This window comes from Halomicrobium sp. HArcht1-1 (assembly GCF_058933285.1).
In genome coordinates, this window is record NZ_JBZYDL010000001.1 from 74340 (window position 1) to 99347 (window position 25008).

Annotated in this window: 17 protein-coding genes, 2 tRNA genes and 3 rRNA genes; 8 read left to right on the forward strand and 14 right to left on the reverse strand. The window is 64.6% G+C overall.

Features of this window, described 5'->3' with window-relative positions; genetic code table 11:
• Nucleotides 1-424: 424 nt before the first annotated feature.
• Nucleotides 425-1432, forward strand: a complete 1008-nt coding sequence (gene gap, locus AC5FRZ_RS00470) for a type I glyceraldehyde-3-phosphate dehydrogenase (RefSeq protein ID WP_493563589.1) — start codon at nucleotides 425-427, stop codon at nucleotides 1430-1432.
• Between the two features lie 116 nt (nucleotides 1433-1548).
• Here the strand turns inward: gap and AC5FRZ_RS00475 are convergent.
• The 6 genes from AC5FRZ_RS00475 to AC5FRZ_RS00500 form a co-directional block, all read right to left on the reverse strand.
• Nucleotides 1549-1624: transfer RNA gene (locus AC5FRZ_RS00475), tRNA-Cys, on the reverse strand.
• 268 nt (nucleotides 1625-1892) lie between these two features.
• Nucleotides 1893-2014: ribosomal RNA gene (rrf, locus tag AC5FRZ_RS00480) — 5S ribosomal RNA — on the reverse strand.
• A 107-nt stretch (nucleotides 2015-2121) separates the two neighbouring features.
• Nucleotides 2122-5041: ribosomal RNA gene (locus AC5FRZ_RS00485) — 23S ribosomal RNA — on the reverse strand.
• 208 nt (nucleotides 5042-5249) lie between these two features.
• Nucleotides 5250-5321: transfer RNA gene (locus tag AC5FRZ_RS00490), tRNA-Ala, on the reverse strand.
• A 109-nt stretch (nucleotides 5322-5430) separates the two neighbouring features.
• Nucleotides 5431-6903: ribosomal RNA gene (locus AC5FRZ_RS00495) — 16S ribosomal RNA — on the reverse strand.
• Together the 16S, 23S and 5S rRNA genes with 2 tRNA genes alongside form the textbook arrangement of a ribosomal RNA operon.
• 721 nt (nucleotides 6904-7624) lie before the next feature.
• Nucleotides 7625-7936 carry a non-histone chromosomal MC1 family protein gene (locus AC5FRZ_RS00500; protein ID WP_015761640.1) on the reverse strand — a complete coding sequence of 104 codons (312 nt, stop codon included), beginning with the start codon at nucleotides 7934-7936 and terminating at the stop codon, nucleotides 7625-7627.
• A gap of 224 nt (nucleotides 7937-8160) precedes the next feature.
• Between AC5FRZ_RS00500 and AC5FRZ_RS00505 the strand changes: the two genes are divergently transcribed.
• Complete coding sequence (locus tag AC5FRZ_RS00505) at nucleotides 8161-8358, forward strand: hypothetical protein (RefSeq protein ID WP_015761641.1); 198 nt, start codon at nucleotides 8161-8163, stop codon at nucleotides 8356-8358.
• A gap of 57 nt (nucleotides 8359-8415) precedes the next feature.
• A complete protein-coding gene (locus tag AC5FRZ_RS00510) occupies nucleotides 8416-9468 on the forward strand; it encodes a quinone-dependent dihydroorotate dehydrogenase (RefSeq protein ID WP_170092926.1) in 1053 nt (350 codons plus the stop codon).
• A 48-nt stretch (nucleotides 9469-9516) separates the two neighbouring features.
• Here AC5FRZ_RS00510 and pheT read toward each other — a convergent pair whose 3' ends face one another.
• The 7 genes from pheT to AC5FRZ_RS00545 all read right to left on the reverse strand — a co-directional run bounded on the left by pheT (nucleotide 9517) and on the right by AC5FRZ_RS00545 (nucleotide 17465).
• Nucleotides 9517-11316, reverse strand: a complete 1800-nt coding sequence (pheT, locus tag AC5FRZ_RS00515; protein ID WP_170092927.1) for a phenylalanine--tRNA ligase subunit beta — start codon at nucleotides 11314-11316, stop codon at nucleotides 9517-9519.
• Entirely contained in the window at nucleotides 11316-12824 is a 1509-nt protein-coding gene (pheS, locus tag AC5FRZ_RS00520) for a phenylalanine--tRNA ligase subunit alpha (protein ID WP_493563590.1), read from the reverse strand. Before pheS ends, pheT begins: the two co-directional genes overlap by 1 nt.
• Before the next feature lie 180 nt (nucleotides 12825-13004).
• Nucleotides 13005-14780: a tryptophan--tRNA ligase gene (locus tag AC5FRZ_RS00525; protein WP_493563591.1), complete on the reverse strand. Its 1776-nt coding sequence runs from the start codon at nucleotides 14778-14780 to the stop codon at nucleotides 13005-13007.
• A 79-nt stretch (nucleotides 14781-14859) separates the two neighbouring features.
• Nucleotides 14860-15870, reverse strand: a complete 1011-nt coding sequence (gene endA, locus AC5FRZ_RS00530) for a tRNA-intron lyase (protein ID WP_493563592.1) — start codon at nucleotides 15868-15870, stop codon at nucleotides 14860-14862.
• Nucleotides 15871-15927: 57 nt separating this feature from the next.
• Nucleotides 15928-16695, reverse strand: coding sequence for a DUF91 domain-containing protein (locus tag AC5FRZ_RS00535; protein ID WP_493563593.1), 768 nt, complete (start codon nucleotides 16693-16695; stop codon nucleotides 15928-15930).
• A 93-nt stretch (nucleotides 16696-16788) separates the two neighbouring features.
• Nucleotides 16789-17028, reverse strand: a complete 240-nt coding sequence (locus AC5FRZ_RS00540) for a DUF8028 family protein (protein ID WP_240936930.1) — start codon at nucleotides 17026-17028, stop codon at nucleotides 16789-16791.
• 182 nt (nucleotides 17029-17210) lie between these two features.
• The gene (locus AC5FRZ_RS00545; protein WP_170092931.1) at nucleotides 17211-17465 is read right to left on the reverse strand and encodes a DUF8028 family protein; all 255 of its coding nucleotides are present in this window, start codon (nucleotides 17463-17465) and stop codon (nucleotides 17211-17213) included.
• Nucleotides 17466-17820: 355 nt separating this feature from the next.
• On the opposite strand from AC5FRZ_RS00545, the gene AC5FRZ_RS00550 reads away from it, so the two are divergent.
• Nucleotides 17821-18477, forward strand: a complete 657-nt coding sequence (locus AC5FRZ_RS00550) for an HAD family hydrolase (RefSeq protein WP_372480031.1) — start codon at nucleotides 17821-17823, stop codon at nucleotides 18475-18477.
• 112 nt (nucleotides 18478-18589) lie between these two features.
• Here the strand turns inward: AC5FRZ_RS00550 and AC5FRZ_RS00555 are convergent, their stop codons facing one another.
• Nucleotides 18590-20971: a DEAD/DEAH box helicase gene (locus tag AC5FRZ_RS00555; RefSeq protein WP_493563594.1), complete on the reverse strand. Its 2382-nt coding sequence runs from the start codon at nucleotides 20969-20971 to the stop codon at nucleotides 18590-18592.
• A gap of 254 nt (nucleotides 20972-21225) precedes the next feature.
• Here AC5FRZ_RS00555 and lipA point away from each other — a divergent pair, with 254 nt between their 5' ends.
• The 4 genes from lipA to AC5FRZ_RS00575 all read left to right on the forward strand — a co-directional run bounded on the left by lipA (nucleotide 21226) and on the right by AC5FRZ_RS00575 (nucleotide 25005).
• On the forward strand, nucleotides 21226-22152 hold the full coding sequence (lipA, locus tag AC5FRZ_RS00560; RefSeq protein WP_170092934.1) for a lipoyl synthase: 927 nt from the start codon (nucleotides 21226-21228) through the stop codon (nucleotides 22150-22152).
• Nucleotides 22153-22210: 58 nt separating this feature from the next.
• On the forward strand, nucleotides 22211-22795 hold the full coding sequence (locus AC5FRZ_RS00565) for a DUF8054 domain-containing protein (protein ID WP_493563595.1): 585 nt from the start codon (nucleotides 22211-22213) through the stop codon (nucleotides 22793-22795).
• 123 nt (nucleotides 22796-22918) lie between these two features.
• Complete coding sequence (gene pdhA / locus AC5FRZ_RS00570) at nucleotides 22919-24025, forward strand: pyruvate dehydrogenase (acetyl-transferring) E1 component subunit alpha (RefSeq protein ID WP_493565067.1); 1107 nt, start codon at nucleotides 22919-22921, stop codon at nucleotides 24023-24025.
• Entirely contained in the window at nucleotides 24022-25005 is a 984-nt protein-coding gene (locus AC5FRZ_RS00575; RefSeq protein ID WP_493563596.1) for an alpha-ketoacid dehydrogenase subunit beta, read from the forward strand. Before pdhA ends, AC5FRZ_RS00575 begins: the two co-directional genes overlap by 4 nt.
• The last annotated feature ends 3 nt before the right edge of the window (nucleotides 25006-25008 follow it).

Here is a 25008-nt window from a genome sequence, read left to right on the forward strand (position 1 = left end):
CGACGACCGCCTCTGCCGAGACGGTGTCTCTGACGGAGTATCCAGGCACCGACACCGAAACGAATATTAGGGACATCGACACGAGGAACGTGAACGAAACGATCCGATTGCGATTGTTTGAGATCGGTTTTGATCGGGATATATCACCCGGATTGCGTTCAGAGACGCAGCCACGAACCCACACCATGAATAGCAGTATAACGTCGACACGCTCCGCAGATGCAACCCCATTGCCGGCGGGGAACAGAATTATACTACCAAACGAACTATCTTGCACCCATATATTGACAATCGGAATAGAATACTGGTCATTTCAGTGTGGACAATGACCAGTTGCGGTGCCAGACGTTGACAACGAGTGAGAACAGTACCGAATCACGTCCACTTCGAAAACCATTTACTGACGGTGGACGGGCTATGTACCATGAGCGAAGAAACCGTTCGCGTCGGAGTCAACGGCTTCGGCCGCATCGGTCGCAACGTGTTCCGCGCATCGCTGGACAACGACGCCGTCGAGATCGTCGGCATCAACGACGTGATGGAAGACGAGGAGATGGAGTATCTCGCCAAGTACGACTCCGTCATGGGACGACTCGACGGTGCCAGCCTCGACGACGGGACTCTGACCGTCGAGGGAACCGACTTCGAGGCGGGCGTCTTCCACGAGACCGACCCGACCCAGCTTCCCTGGGAAGAGCTGGACGTCGACATCGCCTTCGAGTCGACCGGCATCTTCCGCAGTCACGAGGACGCGAGCCAACACCTCGACGCCGGTGCCGACAAAGTCGTCATCTCCGCGCCGCCGAAGGGCGACACGCCGGTCAAGCAACTCGTCTACGGCGTCAACCACGACGAGTACGACGGCGAAGACGTCGTCTCGAACGCGTCCTGTACGACCAACTCCATCACCCCGGTCGCGAAGGTACTGCAAGACGAATTCGGGATCGAGTCGGGACAGTTGACGACGGTCCACGCCTACACGGGCACCCAGAACCTCGTCGACGGCCCCAACAGCAAGCCCCGCCGTCGCCGCGCTGCAGCCGAGAACATCATCCCGACGACGACGGGCGCTGCTCAGGCCGCGACCGAAGTCCTCCCCGAACTCGAAGGGAAACTCGACGGGATGGCCATGCGCGTCCCGGTCCCCGACGGTTCGATCACCGAGTTCGTCTGTACACTCGAAACGGACGCCACGGAGAGCGACATCAACGCCGCGTTCGAGGCCGCTGCCGACGGAGAACTCGAAGGCGTACTGGGTGTCAGCGACGACCCGATCGTCTCTCGGGACGTGCTGGGCCAGCCGTACTCGACGATGGTCGACCTCGAGAACACGAACGTCGTCGGCGACCTCGTCAAAGTGCTGACCTGGTACGACAACGAATTCGGCTTCGCCAACCGCATGCTCGATCTCGCCGAGTACGTCGCCGAGTAACGCACCTTTCCAGCGGATTCTACCGTCTTCTCGATCGAATACACTGACCCGTCACTAAGAGTAACCGAGCCAACGGTCGAGGTTCGAACCACTCTCACCATCTGTGCGTCGTAGAAAGCCAAGGGCCGGATTTGAACCGGCGATGGGCGGCTCTGCAGGCCGCTGCGTTAGGCCGAACTCTGCCACCTTGGCGCAGTTTCAGGTAACGGGGTGGTTCGCTTAAGCGTAGCGGTCTCGGCTCGACACCCCTCCGTCGACGACTGCCGAAGGCGCTACGTCGACACTCGTTCGATAGACGAAATCGCGACCGCTGCTGTGGCGTCGACCACAGAGCCGCGCCGGAGCTGCCGATAGACACGGCGTCGCCACTTCTCGGCACGGAGAGATCGGGCACCACCGCTCCCCGATCGATATGAAAAAAGCCCACAGCCACCACGGCTGTGGGCTCTGTAGTATGAATAGCAGGCGGCGAACCGGCTTTCCCAGGGGTTCGCACACCCCAGTACTCACCGGAACGCTGGCAGGCTTAACCGCCGTGTTCGGGATGGGTACGGGTGTTTCCCTGCCGCTATGGCCGCCTTTACGCCGAGTCACGGAATCGAACCGTGAAACTACCACTCTCGGTCTCCGCGTAATACGTGCGATCCAGTAAACGCCTGGACTCGTGCAAATCGAGTCACAGTGCAATGAGTGTGTGGCTTCGGTCGATTAGTGCTCGCGGGCTCAACGTCTCGTTGCCTCGACGCGTACACCCCGAGTCTATCTATCTCGTCTTCTACGAGTGACCTCTGCGGTATCTCTTTTCCAGGTGGGTTTCGAGCTTAGATGCATTCAGCTCTTACCCCGTGTGGCGTGGCTGCCCGGCACGTGCCCTCTCGGACAACCGGTACACCAGTGGCCACCAATCGGAGTTCCTCTCGTACTATACGATCGTTCCCGTCAGATACCTTTACACCCCCAATAGATAGCAGCCGACCTGTCTCACGACGGTCTAAACCCAGCTCACGACCTCCTTTAATAGGCGAACAACCTCACCCTTGCCCGCTGCTGCACGGGCAGGATGGAGGGAACCGACATCGAGGTAGCAAGCCACCGGGTCGATATGTGCTCTTGCCGGTGACGACTCTGTTATCCCTAGGGTAGCTTTTCTGTCGTAGATCGGCCCGCATCAAGCAGGCGCATCCGTTCGCTAGACCACGCTTTCGCGTCAGCGTCACCGTGTTGGTAGTGACACTGTCAAGCTATCTTTTGCTCTTGCGCTCTTCGCCGCGTCTCTGTCACGGCTGAGATAGCCTTAGGGCGCGCTCGATATTCTTTCGAGCGCGTACCGCCCCAGTCAAACTGCCCGGCTATTGGTGTCCTCCGCCAGGAGTGAGGGTCACAGTCACTACCGGGTAGTGTTTCATGTCTGCCTCGGTGGCCCGCTAGCGCGGGTACCTGTGTAACGGCTCCTACCTACTCTGCACAGTAGCGACCATGTCCCAGCAACAGCCTGCAGTAAAGCTCCATAGGGTCTTCGCTTCCCCTTGGGGGTCTCCAGACTCCGCACTGGAACGTACAGTTCACCGGGCCCAACGTTGGGACAGTGACGCTCTCGTTAATCCATTCATGCAAGCCGCTACTGAAGCGGCAAGGTACTACGCTACCTTAAGAGGGTCATAGTTACCCCCGCCGTTGACGGGTCCTTCGTCCTATTGTACTAGGTGTTCAGATACCCGCACTGGGCAGGATTCAGTGACCGTACGAGTCCTTGCGGATTTGCGGTCACCTATGTTGTTACTAGACAGTCGGAGCGTCCGAGTCACTGCGACCTGCTCCTGTCAGGAGCAGGCATCCCTTATTCCGAAGGTACGGGACTAACTTGCCGAATTCCCTAACGTCGGTTGTTCCCGACAGGCCTTGGCTTTCGCCGCCACGAGCACCTGTGTCGGATCTCGGTACGGATCATATGCTCCCTTTTCACGGGCCCCAGGTTGAACCAATTTTCACTTTCCCGCCGTTCGTCCGCTTCCTGCCATTACGGCTTCCACGGATTTGGACGGTTCGACCGGGCGAAGGCCCGGCTTGGTCGACCCCGAGGCGTCGGTTTCACTGCATACGAGCGCTGGAATATTAACCAGCTTCCCATGTCGTCCCCTTCGAATTACGGGGGGACTTAGGACCGGCTAACCCTCAGTTGACGAACAGTGCTGAGGAACCCTTGCTCGTTCGGCCGTCGGAATTCTCACCCGACTATCGCTGCTACTATGGCCAGAATTGTCGTCACCGATCGGTCCACAGGAGTTCTCACCCCTGCTTCCATCCAATCGGAGCGCCAACCTACTCGATCTCCCTTTCACGGGAGCGGCCAGGTCTCGGTGGTGGATTTGAGTCCCGATCATTTTCAGCGCCTCAAACCTCGGCCGGTAAGCTGTTACGCTATTCTTAGAGGGTAGCTGCTTCTAAGCTCACCTCCCGGCTGTCTAGGGCTTGAGACCACTTTCGATCACACTTAATCCACACTTTGGGACCTTAACCCGGCGCTGGGTTGTCTCCCTTACGGTACACAGGCTTACCCCGCATACCGGACTGCCCACGTCGACGGCGTTCGTAGGTTCGGAGTTTGACAGAAGTGTTCACTTCTCTCGAAGTGAAGCACCTCAATCGGTCGCTCTACCCCACGAACTACCTCGGCGGACGTCATGCTTCGACATGTTTTGGTTGGAACCAGCTGTTTCCGGGTTCGATGGGCCTTTCACCCCTACACGTAGGTCACGGGAGGGTATTGTAGGACACCATCCCTAACGGGCCTCCACGTGCCTTTCGGCACGCTTCACCCTGCCCACGCGTAGATCACCCGGTTTCGGGTCGTGCCCGTTTGACTCCCCGCCCTTGAAGACGGCGGCCCTCGCAATGCTGCGGCCATGTCGGTTTCCCTATGCCTTCCCCGATTATCGGGTTAGACTCGCCAAACAGGCACACTCTCTGGCTCGTTTTTTCAAAACGCACGACGGAACTTCGGCTTCCTGTAAGTCCTACACACGGCTCGCGCCGCTTTCGTTTGTTACAGGACCTTTCAAGCCCCGTCGCTCGATCGCCACCTGATTTCAAGCCCTATTGCAACCCCCGTCTGAGGGTGCTTTTCAGCGTTCGCTCACGCTACTTGTTCACTATCGGTCTCGGAGAGTATTTAGCCTTGGCAGTCGATGCCTGCCATCTTGACGAGGGATTTCCAACCCCCGCTACTCTGGAGCTACCGCACGACGTACTGATCTTCACTACGGGGTTGTCACCCTGTATCACGCTTCGTTCCAGAAGACTTCGTGAAGATGGTCGGCCGATGAAAGGTAGTCCGTACACCACATTGCCCGTGAGGGCTTCGGTTTGGGCTGTGTCGCGTTCACTCGCGGTTAGTAACGACATCGCATTGCGCTTTCTATTCCTCTCGATACTAAGATGTTTCAATTCTCGAGGTTCCCCATTGCGCGAAGCAATTGTTGAAGGGATTCCCATTCGGAGATCCATGGTTCTTTGCCTCCGTGCGGCTCCCCATGGCTTTTCGCAGCTTGGCACGTCCGTCATCGGCTTCCGAGCCGAGCTATCCACCAGGCGGCACAGTAGCCAACGTCAAATTTGGTTGTGACTCGATGAAATTGCACGAGTCCAGTGGACGCCTGGATCGCACGTACACGCGGTGTCATCAGTACAGCCGGTGCGACCCGGTCTGTACATCGACCCTTCCTACCCGCGCTTGCACGGGGTAGTGCACTGGTCTGCCGTACGTCGTTCGAACGCCGTCCCACACTTAAGGGGCTCGGTTCGAACACGGTACGGAGTATGGACCCACTGGGATTTGAACCCAGGGCTTCCTCCTTGCAAAGGAGGTGCTCTGCCGCTGAGCTATGGGCCCGACGCCTCGTCCGCAACGTTAGCCCTAGTAGTTCATAGGTGCCCGGTCGACGGGTGTCGGTGGACGCTGCCAAAGGTGGGCCAGGCGCGTCGGCCTGGTCCCGATCGTTAGGAGGTGATCCAGCCGCAGATTCCCCTACGGCTACCTTGTTACGACTTAAGCCCCCTTGCGAAGCCCAGATTCGACCATCGCATGATGGCCTCATCCGGACCTCACTCGGGTGCTTTGACGGGCGGTGTGTGCAAGGAGCAGGGACGTATTCACCGCGCGCTTCTGACACGCGATTACTACCGAATCCAGCTTCATGTGGGCGAGTTTCAGCCCACAATCCGAACTACGACCGAGTTTAGGGGATTAGCTCTACCTCTCGGTACCGCATCCCACTGTCTCGACCATTGTAGCCCGCGTGTTGCCCAGTCCATTCGGGGCATACTGACCTACCGTTGCCCGTTCCTTCCTCCAACTTAGCGTTGGCAGTCCTCCTAGTGTACCCAACTACCACAAGGGTATTGCTGGCAACTAGGAGTGCGGGTCTCGCTCGTTGCCTGACTTAACAGGACGCCTCACGGTACGAGCTGACGGCGGCCATGCACCTCCTCTCAGCAGCGTCGGGTAAAGTCGTCAACCTGACCGTCATTACTGCTGTCGGGACTGGTGAGATGTCCGGCGTTGAGTCCAATTAAACCGCAGGCTCCTCCGGTTGTAGTGCTCCCCCGCCAATTCCTTTAAGTTTCATCCTTGCAGACGTACTTCCCAGGCGGCTCGCTTCTCGGCTTCCCTACGGCACAGCGCAGGCTCGTAGCCTGCGGCACACCTAGCGAGCATCGTTTACAGCTAGGACTACCCGGGTATCTAATCCGGTTCGAGACCCTAGCTTTCGTTCCTCACCGTCGGGTCCGTCTTTCTGAGGCGCTTTCGCTACCGGTGGTCCGTCCAGGATTACGGGATTTCACTCCTACCCCGGACGTACCCCTCAGATCTTCCGGCCCCAAGCCAGTCAGTTTCCGCTGGACGCCGACGCGTTGAGCGCGTCGATTTCCCAACAGACTTGACTGGCCGGCTACGAACGCTTTAGGCCCAATAATAGCGGCCATCACTCGTGCTGCCGGTATTACCGCGGCGGCTGGCACCGGTCTTGCCCAGCACTTGTTCCTGTACCACCTTACGGTACAGAAAAGCGAGGGCTATATGCCCTCGCACTCGGAGTCCCCCTATCGCACTGTCGTGCAGTGTAAAGGTTTCGCGCCTGCTGCGCCCCGTAGGGCCCGGTATCTTGTCTCAGATACCGTCTCCGGGTTCTTGCTCTCACAACCCGTACCGATTATAGGCACGGTGGGCCGTTACCCCACCGTCTACCTAATCGGCCGCAGCCACATCCTATGGCGCCGGAGCGTTTCCAGCTCTCGACACTCCAGTCTGAGAGCTGTATCGGGGATTAGCCTCAGTTTCCCGAGGTTATTCCCGTCCATAGGGTAGTTTGGCCACGTGTTACTGAGCTATCTGCCGCGGGTCTAAACCCGCGCGACTAGCATGGCTAAATCGGACTCCGATAGCAATGGCCTCCGGCAGGATCAACCGGAATGTCCCCTGCAGAGCAGGGGGGTTAGGCGGGATCACACCCATAAGGGTGTGGTCGCTATCGAAGAGCGTCCGACGACACTCGTCGACCGAGTGTCACCGAACTACTAGGGCTAACATCAGATTCCATCTTGACGGCGGACCGCAGGGGTGGAATCCTCATTCTTCCGGACCTGAACGTTCTCCCGAAGACATCATAAAGCCTTCGAGTCGTGTTCGGCGAGAGGGGCTCGCCGTGTAGTCCGAGTGGCCAGGGGTTCGTCCCCGGCCGGGCATCGGTTGCGTCCAACCCGAACACCCTGTTACACTTAAGGGCGTCGGATGGACGCAAAGCCCGGCAAGGGCGGTCTGCCCTGCGCCGCTTCGTATTACGTCCGAGGAGCAGGGACAACTTAAGGCCGTCGAACGACCCCCGCTACGGCATGCGATTACATGGGTACGTCGGGTGTCGTACAGTGGCAGACGAAAGGCGACCAGCAGGTTGGCGAACAGAGATACCGTCGACTGTCACGATGTCGGGATCGTCCCGCACCACAGATGATGGAACACATCAGAGACGGACGACAAACAGTGTATGAGTATCGCGCGGCTGGAGGTCAGCCGATCATCCCGCGCAGCGTGCGTCGGTCGGGCCGAGTGTGGCCGCGCACGTGTATGTGAGCGCCCGGGTTGTAAATGTCTCTCGGCACGGAACGACCGGCACAAAAATAGCGGGGCTCGAACGGTTAGATCTCGTCGAGGTGCTCTACGCCCTCTTTAGAGACGTTCCCCTTGGTGATGTCGCCCGGCATCCAGCCGGGCTTGTCGTCGGGAGCCTCCTCCTCCCAGGCCCATCCCTCGTAGATGTGGACCTTGTGGGTTCCCTTCTCGCGGAGCCGAATCTCTTCGGGATCTGCGTCGTCTTCGCTGTCGGCGGGATCGAGACGCCGGGCGGCCTTCAGTGCCGCCTGACGTGGTGTTCCACCCGAGAAGACGCTCGTTTCGTCACCGTCCTGTGTTCGGAGCGCAAAATTGCGCTTGTCCTTGTCGCGTGCCATGGTTCTCACCGCTCCATGTCAATGGAACACATGGCTCAACATAAATATACCCCCAAATCGACCGCTCCCGCCACGGTACATTTATATGTGATAACGAACCGAGGCCCGAAACCGGGTCCAAAAACGGCCGTGTCCCGTGCTCGCGCGCGGTGACGCGTGAACGGTACGCCTCGCACGGTAGACTTAAGTATATCCTACGGCGATGCACGGAGTAGGATAGCGCGATGGTGCGAAAGAAGAAGCTCAGCCCAAGTGGCGCCAAAGACGACGATGGCGAGTACCACAACGTTCACATCAACATCCACGAGGACGAACTCGCAGTCGCTGGGATGGAGATCGGTGACGAAGTGTTCGTCCGCGTCCGAGACAACAAGATCATCATTCAGAAGGCAGACCCAGAGGACGTCGAACACGAGTTCTAGCAGCACCATCACGGCGGATCGCGGTCCACCTGAACCGCGACTGCCGGACGGAGACACATGAACCCCTACGACATCGTACGACCGCTGTTGTTTCAGTTGCCGGCAGAGACCGCCCACCGGACGGTACACCGACTGCTCGAAGTGGCCGACGAGACGCCTGCGACGGCGTTGCTCGAACGACGGTACCGGATCGACGACGACAGACTGGCGGTCGACGCGTTCGGCCAGCAGTTCGACAGCCCGGTCGGCGTCGCGGCGGGGTTCGACAAGAACGCCGAGATACCCGGTGCGCTCGGTGCGCTGGGCTTTGGCTTCGTCGAGGTCGGTGGCGTCACGGCCGAGCCACAGACCGGAAACGCCCGCCCGCGGATGTTCCGTCTGCGCGAAGACGAGGCGATCATCAACAGGATGGGATTGAACAACCACGGCGCAGACGTCGTCGGCGAGCGGCTGGCGGCGACGGACGCCGCAGTGCCCGTCGGCGTCAACATCGCCAAGAGCGAGCACGTCGGCACCGACGACGCACCCGACGACTACCGTTACACCTACGAACAGGTCGCGGACGGCGGCGATTTCTTCGTCGTCAACATCTCCTGTCCGAACTCGCAGGGGTTCGAAGAGCTCCAGAACAAGGAGTCGATGGCGGCGATTCTCGGCGAACTCAAAGACGCTGGCGCGGCTCCGATACTGGTCAAACTCGCGCCCGACCTTCCGGAGCCGGCGATCGAGGACGCGCTGGCGATCGTTCGCGAACTGGATCTCGACGGCGTCGTGGCGACCAACACTTCCACCGAGCGGCCCGCATCTCTGCAGAGCAAGCACCGCGTCGAGACCGGTGGCCTCTCGGGCAAACCCATCGAGGACCGGGCGACGCAAATGGTCAGGTTCGTCGCCGAGCGCGTCGACGTACCGGTCGTCGGCGTCGGCGGCGTCTCCAGCGCCGAAGGGGCCTATCGGAAGATACGGGCCGGCGCGACGCTGGTCGAGTTGTACACGGCACTGGTCTACGAGGGGCCGACGCTGGCCCGAGAGATCAACGAGGGGCTGGTGGCGCTGCTCGAAGCGGACGGGTTCGAGACGATCGAGGACGCCGTCGGTGCCGATCTGTAAAGCGGCGTCGGGATCGTGACACGGAGACGGTTTGGGGGCCAGTGAAGGCTACTCCAGAGCGTCGAGTCGGAACTCGAAGGCAGCCACCGGCACTTCGAGGTCGTGTTCGACGAGCACTGCTGGGTCGATCTCCCCGACGACGCCCACGGTCTCGCCGTCGAGTTCGACCGCCGCAGTCCGGCCGTCGATGAACGTCGGGTGGTCGATCGGTGGCGTCGCGAGTTCTTTGCCGAAGTTGGCGGCGATGGCCTGCAGGCGCGTCTTGGCGTCCTCGTAAGAGGCGTCGTGGCGCGCGACCGCGGCCGCGACCGTGCGGTGCTCGGCGACGTTGGTGTTGGTCGACTCGTCGACCTCGGCAGCCAGACCGATCTCCGCGAGGTCCTGTGGGTACGAGCGGTGCGTGTTGTTTTCGAGGACGAGCATGATGGAGGGCAGCGCCCACGACCGCAACATCGTGTAGTCCTCGCTGTAGGGCTCCTGGATCGTCACGGGATCGCCGCCGCCGACGGCGTCGCTCCCGGGTGTCACCTGCAGGCGCTCGTAGTTCTCTTCCTCGCTGATCATGTAGAAGTTCAGCAGGTCCTCGAAGCCCAGACCGACCAGCACGTCTCGGGTCGCCCGTTCGAGCTTCGAGCGGTCGTGACGGCCGCCGACCGTCGACACGTCGGGGTACCTGGGTTCCAGCGTGTTGAAGCCGTAGGCGCGACCGAGGTCGTCGATCACGTCGATCGGGTGGAGCACGTCGACGCGGTAGGGCGGAATCTCGAACTCGTAGACGCCGTCGGTGTCGGTCTCGCTGGCGTCCAGACCGGCCCGGTCGGCGAGATCGCCGATCTCGCGCTTGTCGAGGTCGACGCCCAGAATCGTCTCGATGCGGTCGTGGGATACGGTCTTGGTCTTTGTCCCGAGATCCGGGCGGACGAACGACCGACCCGCGTACTCGCCGGGCGCACCGTCCGTGTACTCGACGGTGACCTCCTCGACGGTGCCGCCGCGAGCGTCGAGCGCGTAACAGACGATCGACAGCATGTGGTCGATCGTCCACTGGTCGGTCCCGGTCATCTCGATGAAGAGGTCCCGCGAACCGGTGTCGACTTCGGTCCGCTTGCCGTTGATGACCGGCGGGAACGAGAACAGCCCGATCGAGTCGTAGATCGCCGGGACGCGATCCATCTCCGCGACGAGGTCGGCGTACTCGACGCCGATGTGGTGCTCTTCGGTCACCTCGGCTGGGGTCATCGCACGGTCGCCTTCGAGGGGGACGAACTCCTCGCTGTCGGGGTCGATGCCAGTGTAGGTGATCGTCTTCTCGACTGCCTCGCGCTCGTCGTCCTCACCGGCCGGGGTGTCGAGGTCGCCGACCGCTTCGTCGCGAGGCGTCGACGCCGTCACGTTCGCTGCCCCGCCTTTCAGCATCGTCAGGTCGTGGACGCCGATCGCGCCCTTGGCGCGCTTGCGTCCCATCGTGGCGTGGAGCTTCTCCTGGAGCTGGATCAGCGAGTCCAGCGACGACTCGTCGAGGTCCAGCCCACGGACGATCGCGCCGGTGACGTAGGGCCGTTCTGGCGGCGTGTCTTCGACCTCGATAGTCCACTCGGGGTCGTTGGTGCTGGGGACGTACACGCCGCGGTCGTCGCCGTAGTCGTAGCGCAGCGAGCGGGCGATCCCCTCGACGGAGAGTCTGTCTAGCCGGTCGGGGGCAAACTCCAGTTCGAAGTGGCCCTCGTCGGTCTCGCCTTCGTACTCCAGGCCCAGCGAGAACAGGTCGTCGCGGAGTTCGTCGTCGCTCTTGTCGCTGTGGCCGGTCAGTTCGCGCAGTTCGTCGGGATCGATATCGACAGTTGGCATCAGTAGAGCACCTCCTCGGATCGCAGGAAGTCGAGATCGACCAGCGTCCCGTGGACGTCTCGGATGTCCTCGGCACCGGTCACGAGCATCAACAGGCGTTCCAGGGCCAGCCCCCAGGCCATCACGTCACAGTCGACGCCGAGCGGTTCGAGCATCTCCGGGCGGAAGATGCCGGAGTTGCCGATCTCGATGAGTTCGCCGGTCTCGGGGTGGCGACCGAACAGCTCGAAGCTCGGTTCGGTGTAGGGGTTGTAGTGGGGCTTGAACTGGATGTCGGTGATCCCGAACTGCTCGTAGAACTCGGTGAACGTCCCCATCAGGTCCCGGACCGACAGCTCCTCGGCCATCACCCATCCTTCGATCTGGAAGAACTCCAGCAGGTGGGTCGCGTCCAGCGTGTCGTTGCGGTACGCCTTCTCGATCGAGAAGAATCGCTGGGGCGGTTCCAGCTCGCCGAGCGCTTCGCCAGAGAGGTGGCGGGCGGTCAGAGACGTGGTGTGACCCCGCAGAGCCAGGGCCTTGGCGAAGTCGAGGTCCCACGGCGAGTGGTACCCCTCGCCGTCGGGACCGACGCCCTCGCGGTGGGCCGATTCGACGCGTTCGACCAGTTCCTCGGGTAGCTCGTCGATCTGAGCCGGCTGCTCCAGCGCGAAGCGGTCCCAGTGATTGCGCGCGGGATGGTCCTGTGGCATGAACAGGCAGTCGTTGATCCAGAAGTCCGCGTCGACCGTCGGGCCCTGCATCTCCTGGAACCCCATGCCGACCAGGGTGTCTTTGACGTTCTCGGCCTGCTGGCGCAGGACGTGGGTCTTGCCGGTCCTGACCTCGTCGGCGTCGGCTTCGACGTTGTACTCGGCGAACTCGACGTTCTGCCACTCGCCGGACGTGAGCAACTCGGGCGTGACCTGCCCGACGGTCTCGGCGACCTCGACGCCGGCCATCAGCGTCGTCACGCCGTCGTCGGTGAGCCGCGCGGAGCGCACGGTGGTCTCGGAGATCTCGACCAGTCCGCGGCGATCGAGTTGTCCGAGCACGTCCTCGTCGTCGACCGACTCGCCGTCGGCCAGCGCGGCCAGTGCCGCGGCCTCCGGATCGCTGTCGGGATCGGCCTCGGGGTCGGCCGACACGGCACCGCTGTCGATCTGGCCGTACCCCTTGCGTGCGAAGTTCGAGAGCGCGATGTCGACGGCCGCACCGTCGAGGCCGGCCGCGCCGATGACCGGGCCCATCTCCGCGGGTTCGTCGTCCGCACCGGCGTCGATCGCACCGCGGTAGAAACGGACTTCGGGGAGTCCTTCGTCGAGGTACGCTCGACCTTCGTCGGTCAGTGTGGCGGACTCGACGGTCTCCTCGGAGAGTGCGAGCAGTCCCTCGTCTTCGAGTGCGAAGGCGGCACCGGTCGCCGTCTCCGGTTTCAGGCCGGCCTCGTCGGCCAGCGTGTCGATACGTCTGGCGTCGTCTGCGTCGGCAGCCTCCAGCAGGGCCACCTGCGCGTGTGGTAATCGCATGTTCGTTGTCGGATACACGGCGGGTTCGTCAGTTAACGGTTCTCACTTGCCGCGGACGGTTTCGTCGGGACCGGCCGGCTATAACGTGCCGGCTCCGCCGTCACGCAGCACTCGCCCTTTCGGTGAGTTGTTCGCCGCCAATTCGATCACCGTACCCGAAAACACCCCTCGATCAGAGAGTTAGCGCTTCCGGTCGCTGTCGAGGTCGATGTCGAGCTCGTCGAGCTTCGCTTCCCACTCGGCGCGTTTCTCCTGGTGATCTTCGAGGAACGATTCCATCAGTTCGGCGGCCTGTTCCTTGCAGCCCCCACAGAGCCGCTCGCCCCCGACACACTCGTCGTAGACCTCCTTGGCGAACTCGTCGTCGTCACCGGCGAGCAGGTAGGCGTACAGCTCGTAGACCGGGCACTCGTCGGCCTTGCCGCCCTTCTCGCGCTGTTCCTCGGCGGTCGAGCGGCCGCCGGTCGTCGCCGACTTCACCTTGTCGTAGCCGTCTTCGGGGTCGTCGAGCAGCGAGATGTGTGAGGCCGGAATCGAGGAGGACATCTTGCCGCCGGTCAGCCCCGTCATGAAGCGGTGGTAGATCGACGACGGTGCGCGAAAGCCGTAGCCGCCGTGGTCGAGCGCGACCTCGCGGGCCAGCTCCGTGGCTGCCTCGCGGTCCATGTCGAAGGCGTCGACGTGCTCGTCGTAGACGCGCTTCTCGCCCTCGACAGCCTCGATGAGCGCCTCGAAGGCTTCGTCGGTGGCGTTGCGATCGAGGAAACGAGTCCGGGGACGAAGCGGTTCCTTGCCCGCCGCGCGGAGCTTCTCGACGGTGCGCTGTCGCACGTCGTCGGGGGTGATCTCGGCCTCGATCCAGTCGGCGGCCGCTTCACAGCGAACGCGCTCGTCGGCCGAGCGGTCGGCCTGCAGGGCCTCGTAGGCGGCACCGAGCAGCTCCCGCTCGGCGTCGTCGGCCTCGAAGCTCGCGTACGCGCTGGTGACGCCGAAATACCCCATCCGAGCCGCCAGGTCGCGGGCGAGTCGCATGTGTGGGTCCTGGTCGGGGCCGACCGGGATCACCGTCGGCTTCGGCTCGTCGAGTTGCGGGTAGAGGATGTCGGCCATCTGGGTGACGACCGACTGCATGTGACTCACGTCGGTCTCTCCGTCGAAGTCGTAGATCGCCTGGAGCTCCGAGAAGTTCGCCTCGGCACCGAGTTCGAAGGCAAGATCCTGTACGTCGCGGTTCTCGGACTGACGGTACAGCTCCCCGTCCTCGGGATCGAAGCCGAGTGCCAGCAGCGAGAGAACGTAGTTGGTCGCGTGCTCGTCGATCTCCGCCCAGGTCAGGCCGCGGGCGCTGTGGGCCTCCAGGTCGGCGATCAGTCCGTACGCGTCGCCGCCCTGCTCCTGGTGCCAGATGATCTCGTCGAAGACGAGTTTGTGACCGATGTGCGGGTCGCCCGTCGGCATGAACCCCGAGAGCGCGGCGAAGGGCTCGCCCTCTCGCATCGCGCGAGCGACCGGTCGGTAGTCTCGATGGCCGAAGATGACGCCCCGGCGCATCAGGTAGTGGGGGTCGGGCACCTCCGGCAGCACCTCGTCGAAGGCCTCGATGCCGAACTGATCGAACAGTTTGCGGTAGTCCGAGACCGTCGAGGAGCCCCACGGATCCAGCGCCACGTCGTCGGCTCCTTCGACCTCGGTACCACCGTCGGATCGAAGATCCGACGTGGCTCGGCTCGCTTCGCTCGCCTCACCGCCGTCGGATCGAAGATCCGACGTGGCTCGGCTCGCTTCGCTCGCCTCACCGCCGTCAGAGCAAAGCTCTGACGAGGCTCGCGAATCTCCGATTCGCTCACCGCCGTCCGGTCGGACGGGGGTCCCCGAACGCTCGCGCCAGTCCGAACCCGACGCGGCGCTGTGGTCGTCGGGCGATCCCTCGTCGCGGGTACGATCTGGGTCACTCATGGTCGAACTGACTGGCGCGAGCCAATCTATTCATCCGTAGGTGGTCGTCGGCGCAAAAAGGGTTCGTTTCGGGCTGCAGTCAGGGCGTCAGGCGCTCGACGGCCAGCCAGTCGATCCCCTCGTCGCCGACGAACGCGTAGGCCATCGTCTTGCGCACGCCGTGGGCCAGGCGCACGTCCAGTGCGAGGTCTCGGGGCTCGAAGACGTGGCCGGCGTCGAACGCCCGCACGAGCAGTTCGGAGTGACCCAGGTCCGCGACGCTCTCGACATCTGCGTAGGTCCGGAAGTCCGCGCCGAACTTGAAGCCCGTCTTGGGTGCGATCCCCTGCTCGCGAAGCCGTTCGTACACCGCGAGCCGGCGGTCGAACCGATCGCCCTCGACGGCGCGACCGCGTTCGATCACCGCGTCGGCATCGCCTTCGACCTGAAGCGTGCCCGCCCCGGCGAGGTACGCGGCCTCGACCAGCGAGAGCTGGATCGCCTGTGCGTCCTGCTCGTCGAGCGGTTGCCCGTAGAAGGCCGCTTCGTAGAGTTCGGCGGGCGGGTCCCAGCAGACGACCCGATCTGCGAGCAGATCGCCGTCGGTTTCGGGGACGGACGACCGACTCGTCCCGGTGACATCCGGACGGTGGGTCTCGAAGTAGCTGATCTCGCTCTCCTCGTCGACGACGGCCAGCGCACACTCCCCCAGATCGGCTGCCGGGACCGTCTCGCGCTCGCTGACGACCCGAATCCGGTGGGCGACCGCGTCGTCCCACGGCCCCTTGCCCCGCGGGTAGACGACGAAGTCACAGCCGTCGGGGTCCTCGACGCGGTCGGGGCGTGCCGGCGAGCAGTAGAACCCCCGGTCGCGCAGGTCCTTGTAGACGAAGAAGTCGACCTCCGACAGCAACGCGGAGTTCAGTAGCTCCCGAAGTCCCATCCCGTCGACACCGTCGAGGTCACCGCGATACAGCAGGTGTGCCGCCTCGACGGGTGCCAGTTCGAGCTTCCCGGCGTCGACCGGCCGGCCGTACCCGCTGGAATCGTAGAACTGCTCGCGGGCCCGCTTGCCGGCCCGGACGACCCCATCGGAGAGCGTCGCGTCCATACTCCTGCCTGCGCGTGGGCGAGTAAAGCCCCTGCGGGTCGTATCGAGGACGGAGCGTCAGGGTCCGGAGTACGTCGCCGGCTCGCTCGCCTGCGCCTGCGAACACGTCGCGTCGAGACAGCGACGGCCCCCCGAAGTCTCGAACAGCGGGAGCCCGCAGGCACAGGTGTCGACGACCACGCCGGTGGGGATGGCGAAAGCGGTCTCACAGTCGGGGTGGTGCTCGCAGCCGGCGAACAGCCCGCCCTTCCGGACGATGCGGAGGTCGCCGTCACACGCCGGACAGTCCCACTCGCGGTCGAAGGCCTCGGTGACGCGGTCGTCCAGCGATTCACACTCCCGGTCCAGACACAGTTCGAACGCTCGGCCCCGTTCGGTGCGGATGGTGGGGAGGCGACAGTCCCGACAGCGACCGCCGGTGATCGTCGCGTCCGCGGGGAGGCCGTAGCGCTCCGCACAGTCCGAGCACCGGACCGCGCCGTTCGACCGGACCAGCGTGCCCGCACACGCCAGGCAGTCGCCGACGGGGATGCCGGCCTCCGAGACCGGGTAGCTGGCGCTGCCGTGTTCCTCGTGGGTGACCACGCGCAGGAGGTCGTCGCCGTCGCGGGCGACCACGGTGCCGCCCTCGATAGTGACGCTGTCGGGCCGCGTGAGCCACGCGACCGGCTGGTAGCCGTCGGCGTCGTGGACGAGAACGGTGTTGTCGGGCTTGACCACTACGAGGACCTCGCCGCGTTGCTCGCGGGTCCGCTGGGTCTGTGCGCCGGTCGTCTCGAACAGCGTGGTACAGTCGCCGGCCAGCACGCGAGTGTCGTCGTGCATGGGCGGGGCTGGTCGCGTCTCGATACTTGAACGCTCGGACGGGGGCGGGGACCACTGGCGGGAGGAAAGCGGGGAGTCGGGCGGCCGGCGGTATTAGCCGTCCCGGCCGTGTCCCCGGCCGAGACGGAGAGCGGCGACGTGGAGCGCGAGCGCCGCCACGAGGAGGAACGGCTCCTGTCCGTCGAATCCACCGAACATGAGAGCGGGGTAGACCAGCGGGAGCGCCACAGCGGTCCAGAACGCCGTCGCTTCGACGGGGCGGAAGGCGAGCGTTCGGATGGACTGTGCGTCGAGGGCGACCGTGTCGGAGTCGAAGGGCGGTGCGATGGACATTGGAGCGTTCTCCTCGCTCGTCGCTATGCCCGACACCAGCATATAATGGGCCGACGGTTGGGTAGAATTTAGCTCATTTCAGCGGAGGTAGTCGGTATTTTACACCGCCGCGGCGGTGTTTCACGCGTTTCGAAACCGATCGAGAAGAGTCGGGAAAATTTATAGGCGCTTCTAACACTGTATCAGCCGTTCGGGTCGTAGCCACTGCCGGCGAGGACCACGAGCACGTGAGCGACGAGCAGCGCCGACACGGCGAGCGTGGCCCAGTGACCGTCGACGAACAGGAGCGGAACGTAGACCACTGGCAGGACGACGGCCAGCCAGAACGCCAGTCGGCGAGCGATCAGGACGGAGGTACGGAGGACCGTCCGCGCCCGACAGACGAGCGCGGGTGCGCGGTCGACCCCACGCCGCTCGGTGGTTTCGGGTTCCGACATCGTGGACGATTACATATTGTCTGTCCAACCATTTAACAGTGAGGTGTGATATCAAGGAGCATGCAAAAGCGATCGACGCCGTCGGGAGCTGGGACGTAAGTTGCAGTGACCGAGCCAGTGTCGGGCTACCAGACGACCGATACTGCCGGCGACGACTTCGTGATACGACCGGCTGTACATCTGTGACCGATTTCGCCACCCCGGGGTGGCGAAGATCTTCACGAAGGTACAGCCGGCAGTATGAGGACAGCCGCCGTCCCGAGGCGGCGAGATCGGTCACGGCGACAGCCGGTAGTGGGGCGGACACGCAGGCGCGAACGCTACACATTTGTCACTGCGAGAGAACCGGGCGAGTATGGACGCCGCGTGTTTCGACATGGACGGAGTGCTGGTGAACTCGGAGGACTACTGGATCGAGCTGGAGCGCGAGGAGATCCTGCCGACAGCGGTCCCCGACCAGGAGGTGCCGGTCGAGGAAGTGACCGGGATCTTCTACGAGGAGCAGTACGACGTGCTCGACGAGACGTACGACCTGGCCGTCGACTACGAGGCGTTCGTCTCGCTGTATGAGGGGGCAGCCGACGAAATCTACGGCGAACAGGTCGAGCTCACGCCCGGCGTGCGAGCACTGCTGACGGAGCTGCGCGAGGCCGGCGTGCCCGTCGCCATGGTGACCGCTTCCCCGCCCGAGTGGTACGAGATCGTCCTCGAACGGTTCGATCTCGGGGACCTGTTCGACACCGTCGTCAGCGCCGCGGACCTCGACGGCCCCGGGAAGCCCGAGCCGACGATCTACGAGCGCGCCGCCGCCGAGCTGGGCGTCGATCCAGCGACTGCGCTGGCCGTCGAGGACTCCCACCACGGGACGACCGCGGCCCACCGCGCGGGGATGACCGTCGTCAGCTTCGGCGTCGGGGCGGCCGAGGGTGCGACCGAGAACGCCGACCTCGTCGCCGAAACACCGACCGAGATGGCCGAGATCGTCCGATCGAACGTTCTCGCCAGCGAGTGAGCCACACACACGACGCCAACTGGGAACGCTCATACGGACAGTTGTAGCGCTGTCCCAGATCGACTGCACGACAGCGTGCGGTCGACTGGATAAACGTCTACAACCGTCCGTATCACCCCACGCTGACGGTGCGAGATTCCCGGATCGGCGGGATCGGCAACTCGGGGAAAGTGACCTCGATCGTGAAGGTGAGTTCGTCGGCGTCACCGCCGAACGCGGCGACCGGGACCGTCGCCTGTCCGAGGTACGACGGTTTGGCCGTCATCTCGTGGCCGTTGACAGTCACGCGGATGCCGGCGCGGGCGCTCCCGGCGACCGAGCGGACCGTCACCTCGTGGAGTTCGCGCTCGCCGGCCGCGATCTGGTCCGGGAACTCGCCCCACTCGACGACGACTGTTGGCAGGTCGGTCGCGTTGTCGTGGACCCGCTCGGCGACACTCTCGCTCAGGCCGGCCGTGACGAGTCCGGCGACGCCAGCGTCGACCACGTCCGCGGGCGTCCGGAAGCCCTCGGCGGCGAGCGTGCGCGCCCGTCCGGGACCGACCCCGTCGATCGCCGTGAGCCCCGCCGCGTCCGCGCTGACGCCGTTCTCGACGCGCGCCTCGACGCGGCGGGCGAGGTTCGCGCCGCGAGCGCCGGCAAAGCGATCGAGGAAGGCCCGCAGCGCGGCGAGCATGCGGAGCGCGTTCTGCTTGATGACCCAGGCGTCGCTCTGGAGTTCCGACGGCGTCGTGCCGGACATCGAAGAGCGGAGAATCGCGAGGACCTTCCGCTGGCCGGCGGTCAGCGCCTCGCCGCGAGAGCCGATCACCGCCGCGACGGCGTCTTCCTCGTCGCTGCGGGCGCTGACGCTGTCGAACTCCGTCGCACCGGCGACCGTCGAGAGGATCGCGTCCTCGTCGAAGCCGTCCGGGTCGGCCGCCGCCCGGTCGGCACAGTCTTTGAACCGACGGGCCGTCGCCAGCCGGAGGTAGAACTTCGAGGCCAGTCGACCGAGCGGGGTCCCCTCGACCGAGAGGTCGTCCATCTCGACGAACCCGTCGGAGACGAGCTCCCCGAGCGTGTCCGACACTCGCTCCCGGAGGTCGGTGCCGGCGGTGTACCGTTCGGGAGCGCGCTGGGCGCGCTGGTAGTAGAACGTGGTTTCGAGCCACCCCATCACGTCCTCGACGTCGCCCAGCGTCCCCAGCGCGATCTCGGCGTTGAGGTGGGCATCGAGGTCGTCGGCGAGCCTGGACTCGATCTCCTTGCCCTCGCGCAGGAGCTTGCGGTACTTGTCGGCGTCCGCCCGATCACAGACGATCCAGGCGTACCCCATGTCGTCGTAGCCCGGCCGGCCAGCGCGGCCGAGCATCTGGAGCACGTCCAGCGGGCTCATGTCGACTTCCCCCTCCAGGGGGTCGTGGAGCTTCGTGTCCCGAATGACGACACAGCGGGCCGGGAGATTCACGCCCCAGGCGAGCGTCGAGGTCGAGAACAGGAGCTGGATGAGTCCCTCCTTGAACCACTCCTCGACGCGGTCCTTGTCCGCCCGAGAGAGACCGGCATGGTGGAAGCCGACGCCGTCCAGGACGGACTGGCGGAGGGTGTCGTTGTCGAGTTCGGCGGCCTCGGTGTGGAAGTCGTACTCGCCGCGGGCACCCATCGGCACGTCCCGCTCGACGATCTCGTCACGGGCTTTCTTGGCTGCCTGGACGGTGTCCTGTCGCGAGGAGACGAACACGAGGGCCTGGCCCTCCTCGCGGATGTGTGGCTCGGCCAGATCCAGCGCCCGGTAGAGCCGCCGGTACTTGTCGGCGAAGGCGTTCTCGCCGTGGCTGTAGGTCTTCACGTCGGCGTTGAGCGGCACCGGCCGGTAGTCGTCGTCGAACTGGAAGGTCGTCTCGCTGGGGGCGTCGAGCCACGCCGCAACGTCCTCGACGTTCTCCATCGTCGCCGACAGCGCGACCACGCGGGGGTCACACAGTCGACGGAGCCGCGAGACGGTCACCTCCAGTACCGACCCGCGACGGTCCGAGTCCAGCAGGTGGACCTCGTCGATGAGACAGCAGTCCACGTCCGTGATGAACTCGTAGCGCCGGGAGTCGTGCTTTCGAGTGGCCGAGTCGGCCTTCTCCGGGGTCATCACGAGGATGTCGGCCCGCTCCGCGCGGCGGGGGTTGAGGTCGCGCTCGCCGGTGACGACGTACACCGAATAGCCCAGGTCCTCGAAGCGTTCCCACTCGCTCTCCTTCTCGTTTGTCAGCGCCCGCAGCGGCGCGAGAAAGAGCGCGGTCCCGCCGGCCTGCAGGGTCTTGCAGATGGCGATCTCGGCCAGTGCGGTCTTCCCGCTGGCGGTCGGTGCGCTGACGACGACGTTGTCCTCGCGGTTCAACAGCGCCGGGAGCGTCTCCGACTGCATTCGGTTGAACTCCTCGAAAGGAAAGGCGTCGGCGAACTCGGGGAGCACGTCCGCGACCGCGACGGCTGGCTCCCCGTCGGCGCTCCGTGACACGTCAGGGACCGGGGGCCGCGGTGCAATATGCGTTTCTATACCGCAGTCGCCGCCGCCACAGATCGACGGAGACGACTCACCCGATCGGCCGCGGTGGAGACACCGAGCAGTGCCGGCGGAGCCAGTACTCGGTGGCACCGACGACGGCGACGAACGCCGCCGGGACGAAGCACCGGGCAGGAGTCGGTCCGTCCGAACCGTCAGCTCTAACCGGCACCACAGCCGTTTTCATCGCCCGTTCCTAACTGTGGGCAATGAGTCGCGCCCGCAAGCCCGACTGGCTCAAGATGCGGCCGCCGTCGGGCCAGCGCTTCACCGAGATCAAACAGTCGCTGCGCGAGCGGGACCTCCACACCGTCTGTGAGGAGGCCAACTGCCCCAACATGGGCGAGTGCTGGAGTGGCGAGGACGGGCCGGGGACGGCGACGTTCATGCTGCTGGGCGATCGCTGTTCGCGGGGCTGTAACTTCTGTGACGTCGAGACCGGCGGGATGGAGCCGCTCGATCCCGACGAGCCCGCGAACGTCGCCGACGCGGTCGCGGACATCGGGCTGGACTACGTCGTGCTCACGAGCGTCGACCGCGACGACCTGCCCGACCAGGGCGCGGGCCACTTCGCCGAGACGATCCGGGCGATCAAAGAGCGTGACCCGTCGATTCTCGTCGAGTGTCTGATTCCGGACTTCCGGGGCGAGGAGCGGTTGGTCCGGAAGATTATCGACGCCGGCCCGGACGTGATCGCCCACAACGTCGAGACCGTCCAGCGCCTCCAGTGGCCCGTGCGCGACCGCCGGGCCGGCTACGAGCAGTCGCTGTCGGTGCTTGGCCAGGTCGACCGAGAGTCGGACATCTACACGAAGACGAGCCTGATGCTCGGCGTCGGCGAGTACGCCCACGAGGTCTACCAGACGCTCTCGGACCTGCGGGAAGTGGGGGTCGACGTGGTGACGCTTGGCCAGTACCTCCAGCCCTCCCGCTCGCACCTGGAAGTCTCGGAGTACGTCCACCCCGACGCCTTCGACACCTGGCGACGGGTCGCCGAGGAGGAGCTTGACTTCGCCTACTGCGCCTCGGGACCGATGGTCCGCTCGTCCTATCGCGCCGGTGAGCTGTTCGTCGAAGCGGTACTGGAGGGAAACGACCCCGCCATCGCACGGCGGCGGGCACGGGCCGGAGAGTGAGCCCGCCGGGCCGGCCGAGTGACAGCGCTACTATCCGTGTGGAGCCAGAGGGTCCCGTATGAGGTTGCCACCCGTTCGTCGTGACCGCCGCGTCGTCCGAACGGACGGCGGCGAGGACCGCACGGAGTCCGAACAGACCGACGACGCCGCCACAGTCGAGACGGTCCTGCGCGAGGCCAACGTCCTCGAACCGACGGCCGACGGCACCGACCTCCGGCTCACCGATGGATTCGCCGAGGCCTGGCACGAGCGGATGGCCCAGATGCGCGGTGGCGACCGGGCGCTGCGCTGGCTGGCAGCAAGCGAGGGGCTCGACGCCGACGCCCTCGACGTGACCGAGGCGGACGATCGGTACGTCGTCACACACGGCGACGAAACGGTGGGCGCGTGGCACTCCAGAGCGGGGTTTCTGGCCGCGATCGTCGCCGAACCGACGATCAGAGAGAGGGTCGACGAGGCCCGACTGGCACGGCTCCCGGACGTGCCCCGCGAAGAGCTGGCAGCGCGACTCGTCATGTGTCTCGAACGGTGTCCGACGTGTGACTCGGCGCTCGTCTTCGAAGACCGCCCCGACGGCGAGAGCGGCGTCGCCCTCCTGTGTCGCGGCTGCGGGGCGACAGTCGCGGTCAGTGCGATCGCGTGAGACGGAACAGTACCCACGTAGGAATTACCCTCGATAATTCCACCGAGAGAGATATTCGTCCGCACAAACCATAAGCCGACCCCGCGACAACGTATACCGTATGTCACACGGAAGGTGGTCCCACTGAGCGTCCTCCATCGCGACCCGACAGACCAGGTACAGGTACTCGACGAGAACGGCGAGGTACGGGACGGCGCGACGGTGCCCGACCTCACGGACGAGCAACTCGTCGCGATCTACCGCGAGATGAAGCTGGCTCGTCACTTCGACCAGCGGGCGGTGAGCCTCCAGCGACAGGGTCGGATGGGGACGTACCCGCCGATGGCCGGACAGGAGGGCGCACAGGTCGCGAGCGCCCACGCGCTGGCCGACGGTGACTGGGTGTTTCCGAGCTATCGCGAACACGCCGCGCTGCACGCACACGGGTGGCCGCTCGATCAGATCCTCTTGTACTGGATGGGGTCGGAGGCCGGCAACGATCCGCCCGAGGGTGTCGCCGCGTTCGCACTGGCCGTCCCGATCGCGACGCAGATCCCCCACGCGACGGGCGCGTCGTGGGCCGCGAAGCTCCGGGGGAAAGACGAAGTCCACCTGGCGTACTTCGGCGACGGCGCGACCAGCGAGGGAGACTTCCACGAGGGACTGAACTTCGCTGGCGTGTTCGACACCCCGACGGTGTTTTTCTGTAACAACAACCAGTGGGCCATCTCGGTCCCCCGAGAGCGCCAGACCGCCAGCGCGACGCTGGCCCAGAAGGCAAGCGCCTACGGCTTCGAGGGGATCCAGGTCGACGGTATGGACCCGCTGGCCGTCTATCAGGTCACCAGCGAAGCCGTCGAGAAGGCCCGCGACCCGGCCGGCGAGGACCCGCGCCCGACCATGATCGAGGCGGTCCAGTACCGCTTTGGCGCACACACGACCGCCGACGATCCCTCCGTCTACCGGAGCGACGAGGAAGTCGAGCGCTGGCGGCGCAAAGACCCCATCCCGCGCATGGAGGCGTTCCTGCGGGATCGCGGCCTCCTCGACGACGAGTCCGTCGAGGCCATCGAGTCGTCGATCACCGAAGAGGTCGCCGACGCCATCGAGACGGCCGAGCAGTACGAGCGGCCAGCGCCCGAGGAGATGTTCGCACACGTCTACGCCGAGATGCCACAGCGGCTGCACGAACAACTGGACTACCTCGAAGCGCTGCGCGAGCGCCACGGCGACGAGGTGTTGCTGGAATGAGCACCGAGACGCAGGATTTGACCCTCGTCCAGTCGGTCCGGGACGGGCTCTACGGCGAGATGGACCGCGACGAGGACGTGCTCGTGCTGGGCGAGGACGTGGGCGAGAACGGCGGCGTCTTCCGGGCGACACAGGGCCTGATCGAGGAGTTCCCCGACCGCGTGATCGACACGCCGCTGGCCGAGTCGGGCATCGTCGGCACCGCCATCGGCATGGCCGCCCACGGCCTGCGCCCGGTCCCGGAGATGCAGTTCTCCGGGTTCATGTACCCGGCTTTCGACCAGCTGGTGTCTCACGCCGCGCGACTGCGCAACCGCAGCCGCGGGCGCTTCACCTGTCCGATGGTCGTCCGCGCGCCCTACGGCGGCGGCATCCGCGCGCCCGAGCACCACTCCGAGTCGAAGGAGGCCTTCTACGTTCACGAGCCCGGCCTGAAGGTCGTCGTCCCCTCGACACCCGCCGACGCCAAGGGGCTGCTCGCGGCGTCGATCCGCGATCCCGACCCCGTCATCTTTCTCGAACCGAAGCTGATCTACCGGGCCTTCCGCGAGCCCGTCGACGCCGAGTCCTACACCGTCCCGCTTGGCGAGGCCGCCGTCCGCCGCAAGGGGTCGGACGTGACCGTCGTGACCTGGGGTGCGATGACGCGCCCGACCGTCGAGGCGGCCGAGGAGCTCGCCCCGGGGATAGACGCCGAGGTGATCGATCTGCGGACCCTGTCGCCGATGGACACCGACACCGTCGTCGAGAGCTTCAAGCGGACCGGTCGGGCCGTCGTCGTCCACGAGGCCCCCAAGACGGGCGGGCTGGCCGGCGAAGTGATCGCGACGATCCAGGAGGAGGCGCTGCTCTACCAGGAGGCCCCCATCCAGCGCGTGACCGGCTTCGACACGCCGTACCCGCTGTACGCCCTGGAGGACTACTACCTCCCCGAACCTGCCCGTATCAAAGACGGTATCACAGACGCCTGTGAGTTTTAGCCC

Coding starts and splice junctions, on each gene's coding strand:
- gap (WP_493563589.1), top strand. CDS start 425: ATGAGCGAAGAAACCGTTCGCGTCGGAGTCAACGGCTTCGGCCGCATC.
- AC5FRZ_RS00500 (WP_015761640.1), bottom strand. CDS start 7,936: ATGGCACGCGACAAGGACAAGCGCAATTTTGCGCTCCGAACACAGGAC.
- AC5FRZ_RS00505 (WP_015761641.1), top strand. CDS start 8,161: ATGGTGCGAAAGAAGAAGCTCAGCCCAAGTGGCGCCAAAGACGACGAT.
- AC5FRZ_RS00510 (WP_170092926.1), top strand. CDS start 8,416: ATGAACCCCTACGACATCGTACGACCGCTGTTGTTTCAGTTGCCGGCA.
- pheT (WP_170092927.1), bottom strand. CDS start 11,316: ATGCCAACTGTCGATATCGATCCCGACGAACTGCGCGAACTGACCGGC.
- pheS (WP_493563590.1), bottom strand. CDS start 12,824: ATGCGATTACCACACGCGCAGGTGGCCCTGCTGGAGGCTGCCGACGCA.
- AC5FRZ_RS00525 (WP_493563591.1), bottom strand. CDS start 14,780: ATGAGTGACCCAGATCGTACCCGCGACGAGGGATCGCCCGACGACCAC.
- endA (WP_493563592.1), bottom strand. CDS start 15,870: ATGGACGCGACGCTCTCCGATGGGGTCGTCCGGGCCGGCAAGCGGGCC.
- AC5FRZ_RS00535 (WP_493563593.1), bottom strand. CDS start 16,695: ATGCACGACGACACTCGCGTGCTGGCCGGCGACTGTACCACGCTGTTC.
- AC5FRZ_RS00540 (WP_240936930.1), bottom strand. CDS start 17,028: ATGTCCATCGCACCGCCCTTCGACTCCGACACGGTCGCCCTCGACGCA.
- AC5FRZ_RS00545 (WP_170092931.1), bottom strand. CDS start 17,465: ATGTCGGAACCCGAAACCACCGAGCGGCGTGGGGTCGACCGCGCACCC.
- AC5FRZ_RS00550 (WP_372480031.1), top strand. CDS start 17,821: ATGGACGCCGCGTGTTTCGACATGGACGGAGTGCTGGTGAACTCGGAG.
- lipA (WP_170092934.1), top strand. CDS start 21,226: ATGAGTCGCGCCCGCAAGCCCGACTGGCTCAAGATGCGGCCGCCGTCG.
- AC5FRZ_RS00565 (WP_493563595.1), top strand. CDS start 22,211: ATGAGGTTGCCACCCGTTCGTCGTGACCGCCGCGTCGTCCGAACGGAC.
- AC5FRZ_RS00575 (WP_493563596.1), top strand. CDS start 24,022: ATGAGCACCGAGACGCAGGATTTGACCCTCGTCCAGTCGGTCCGGGAC.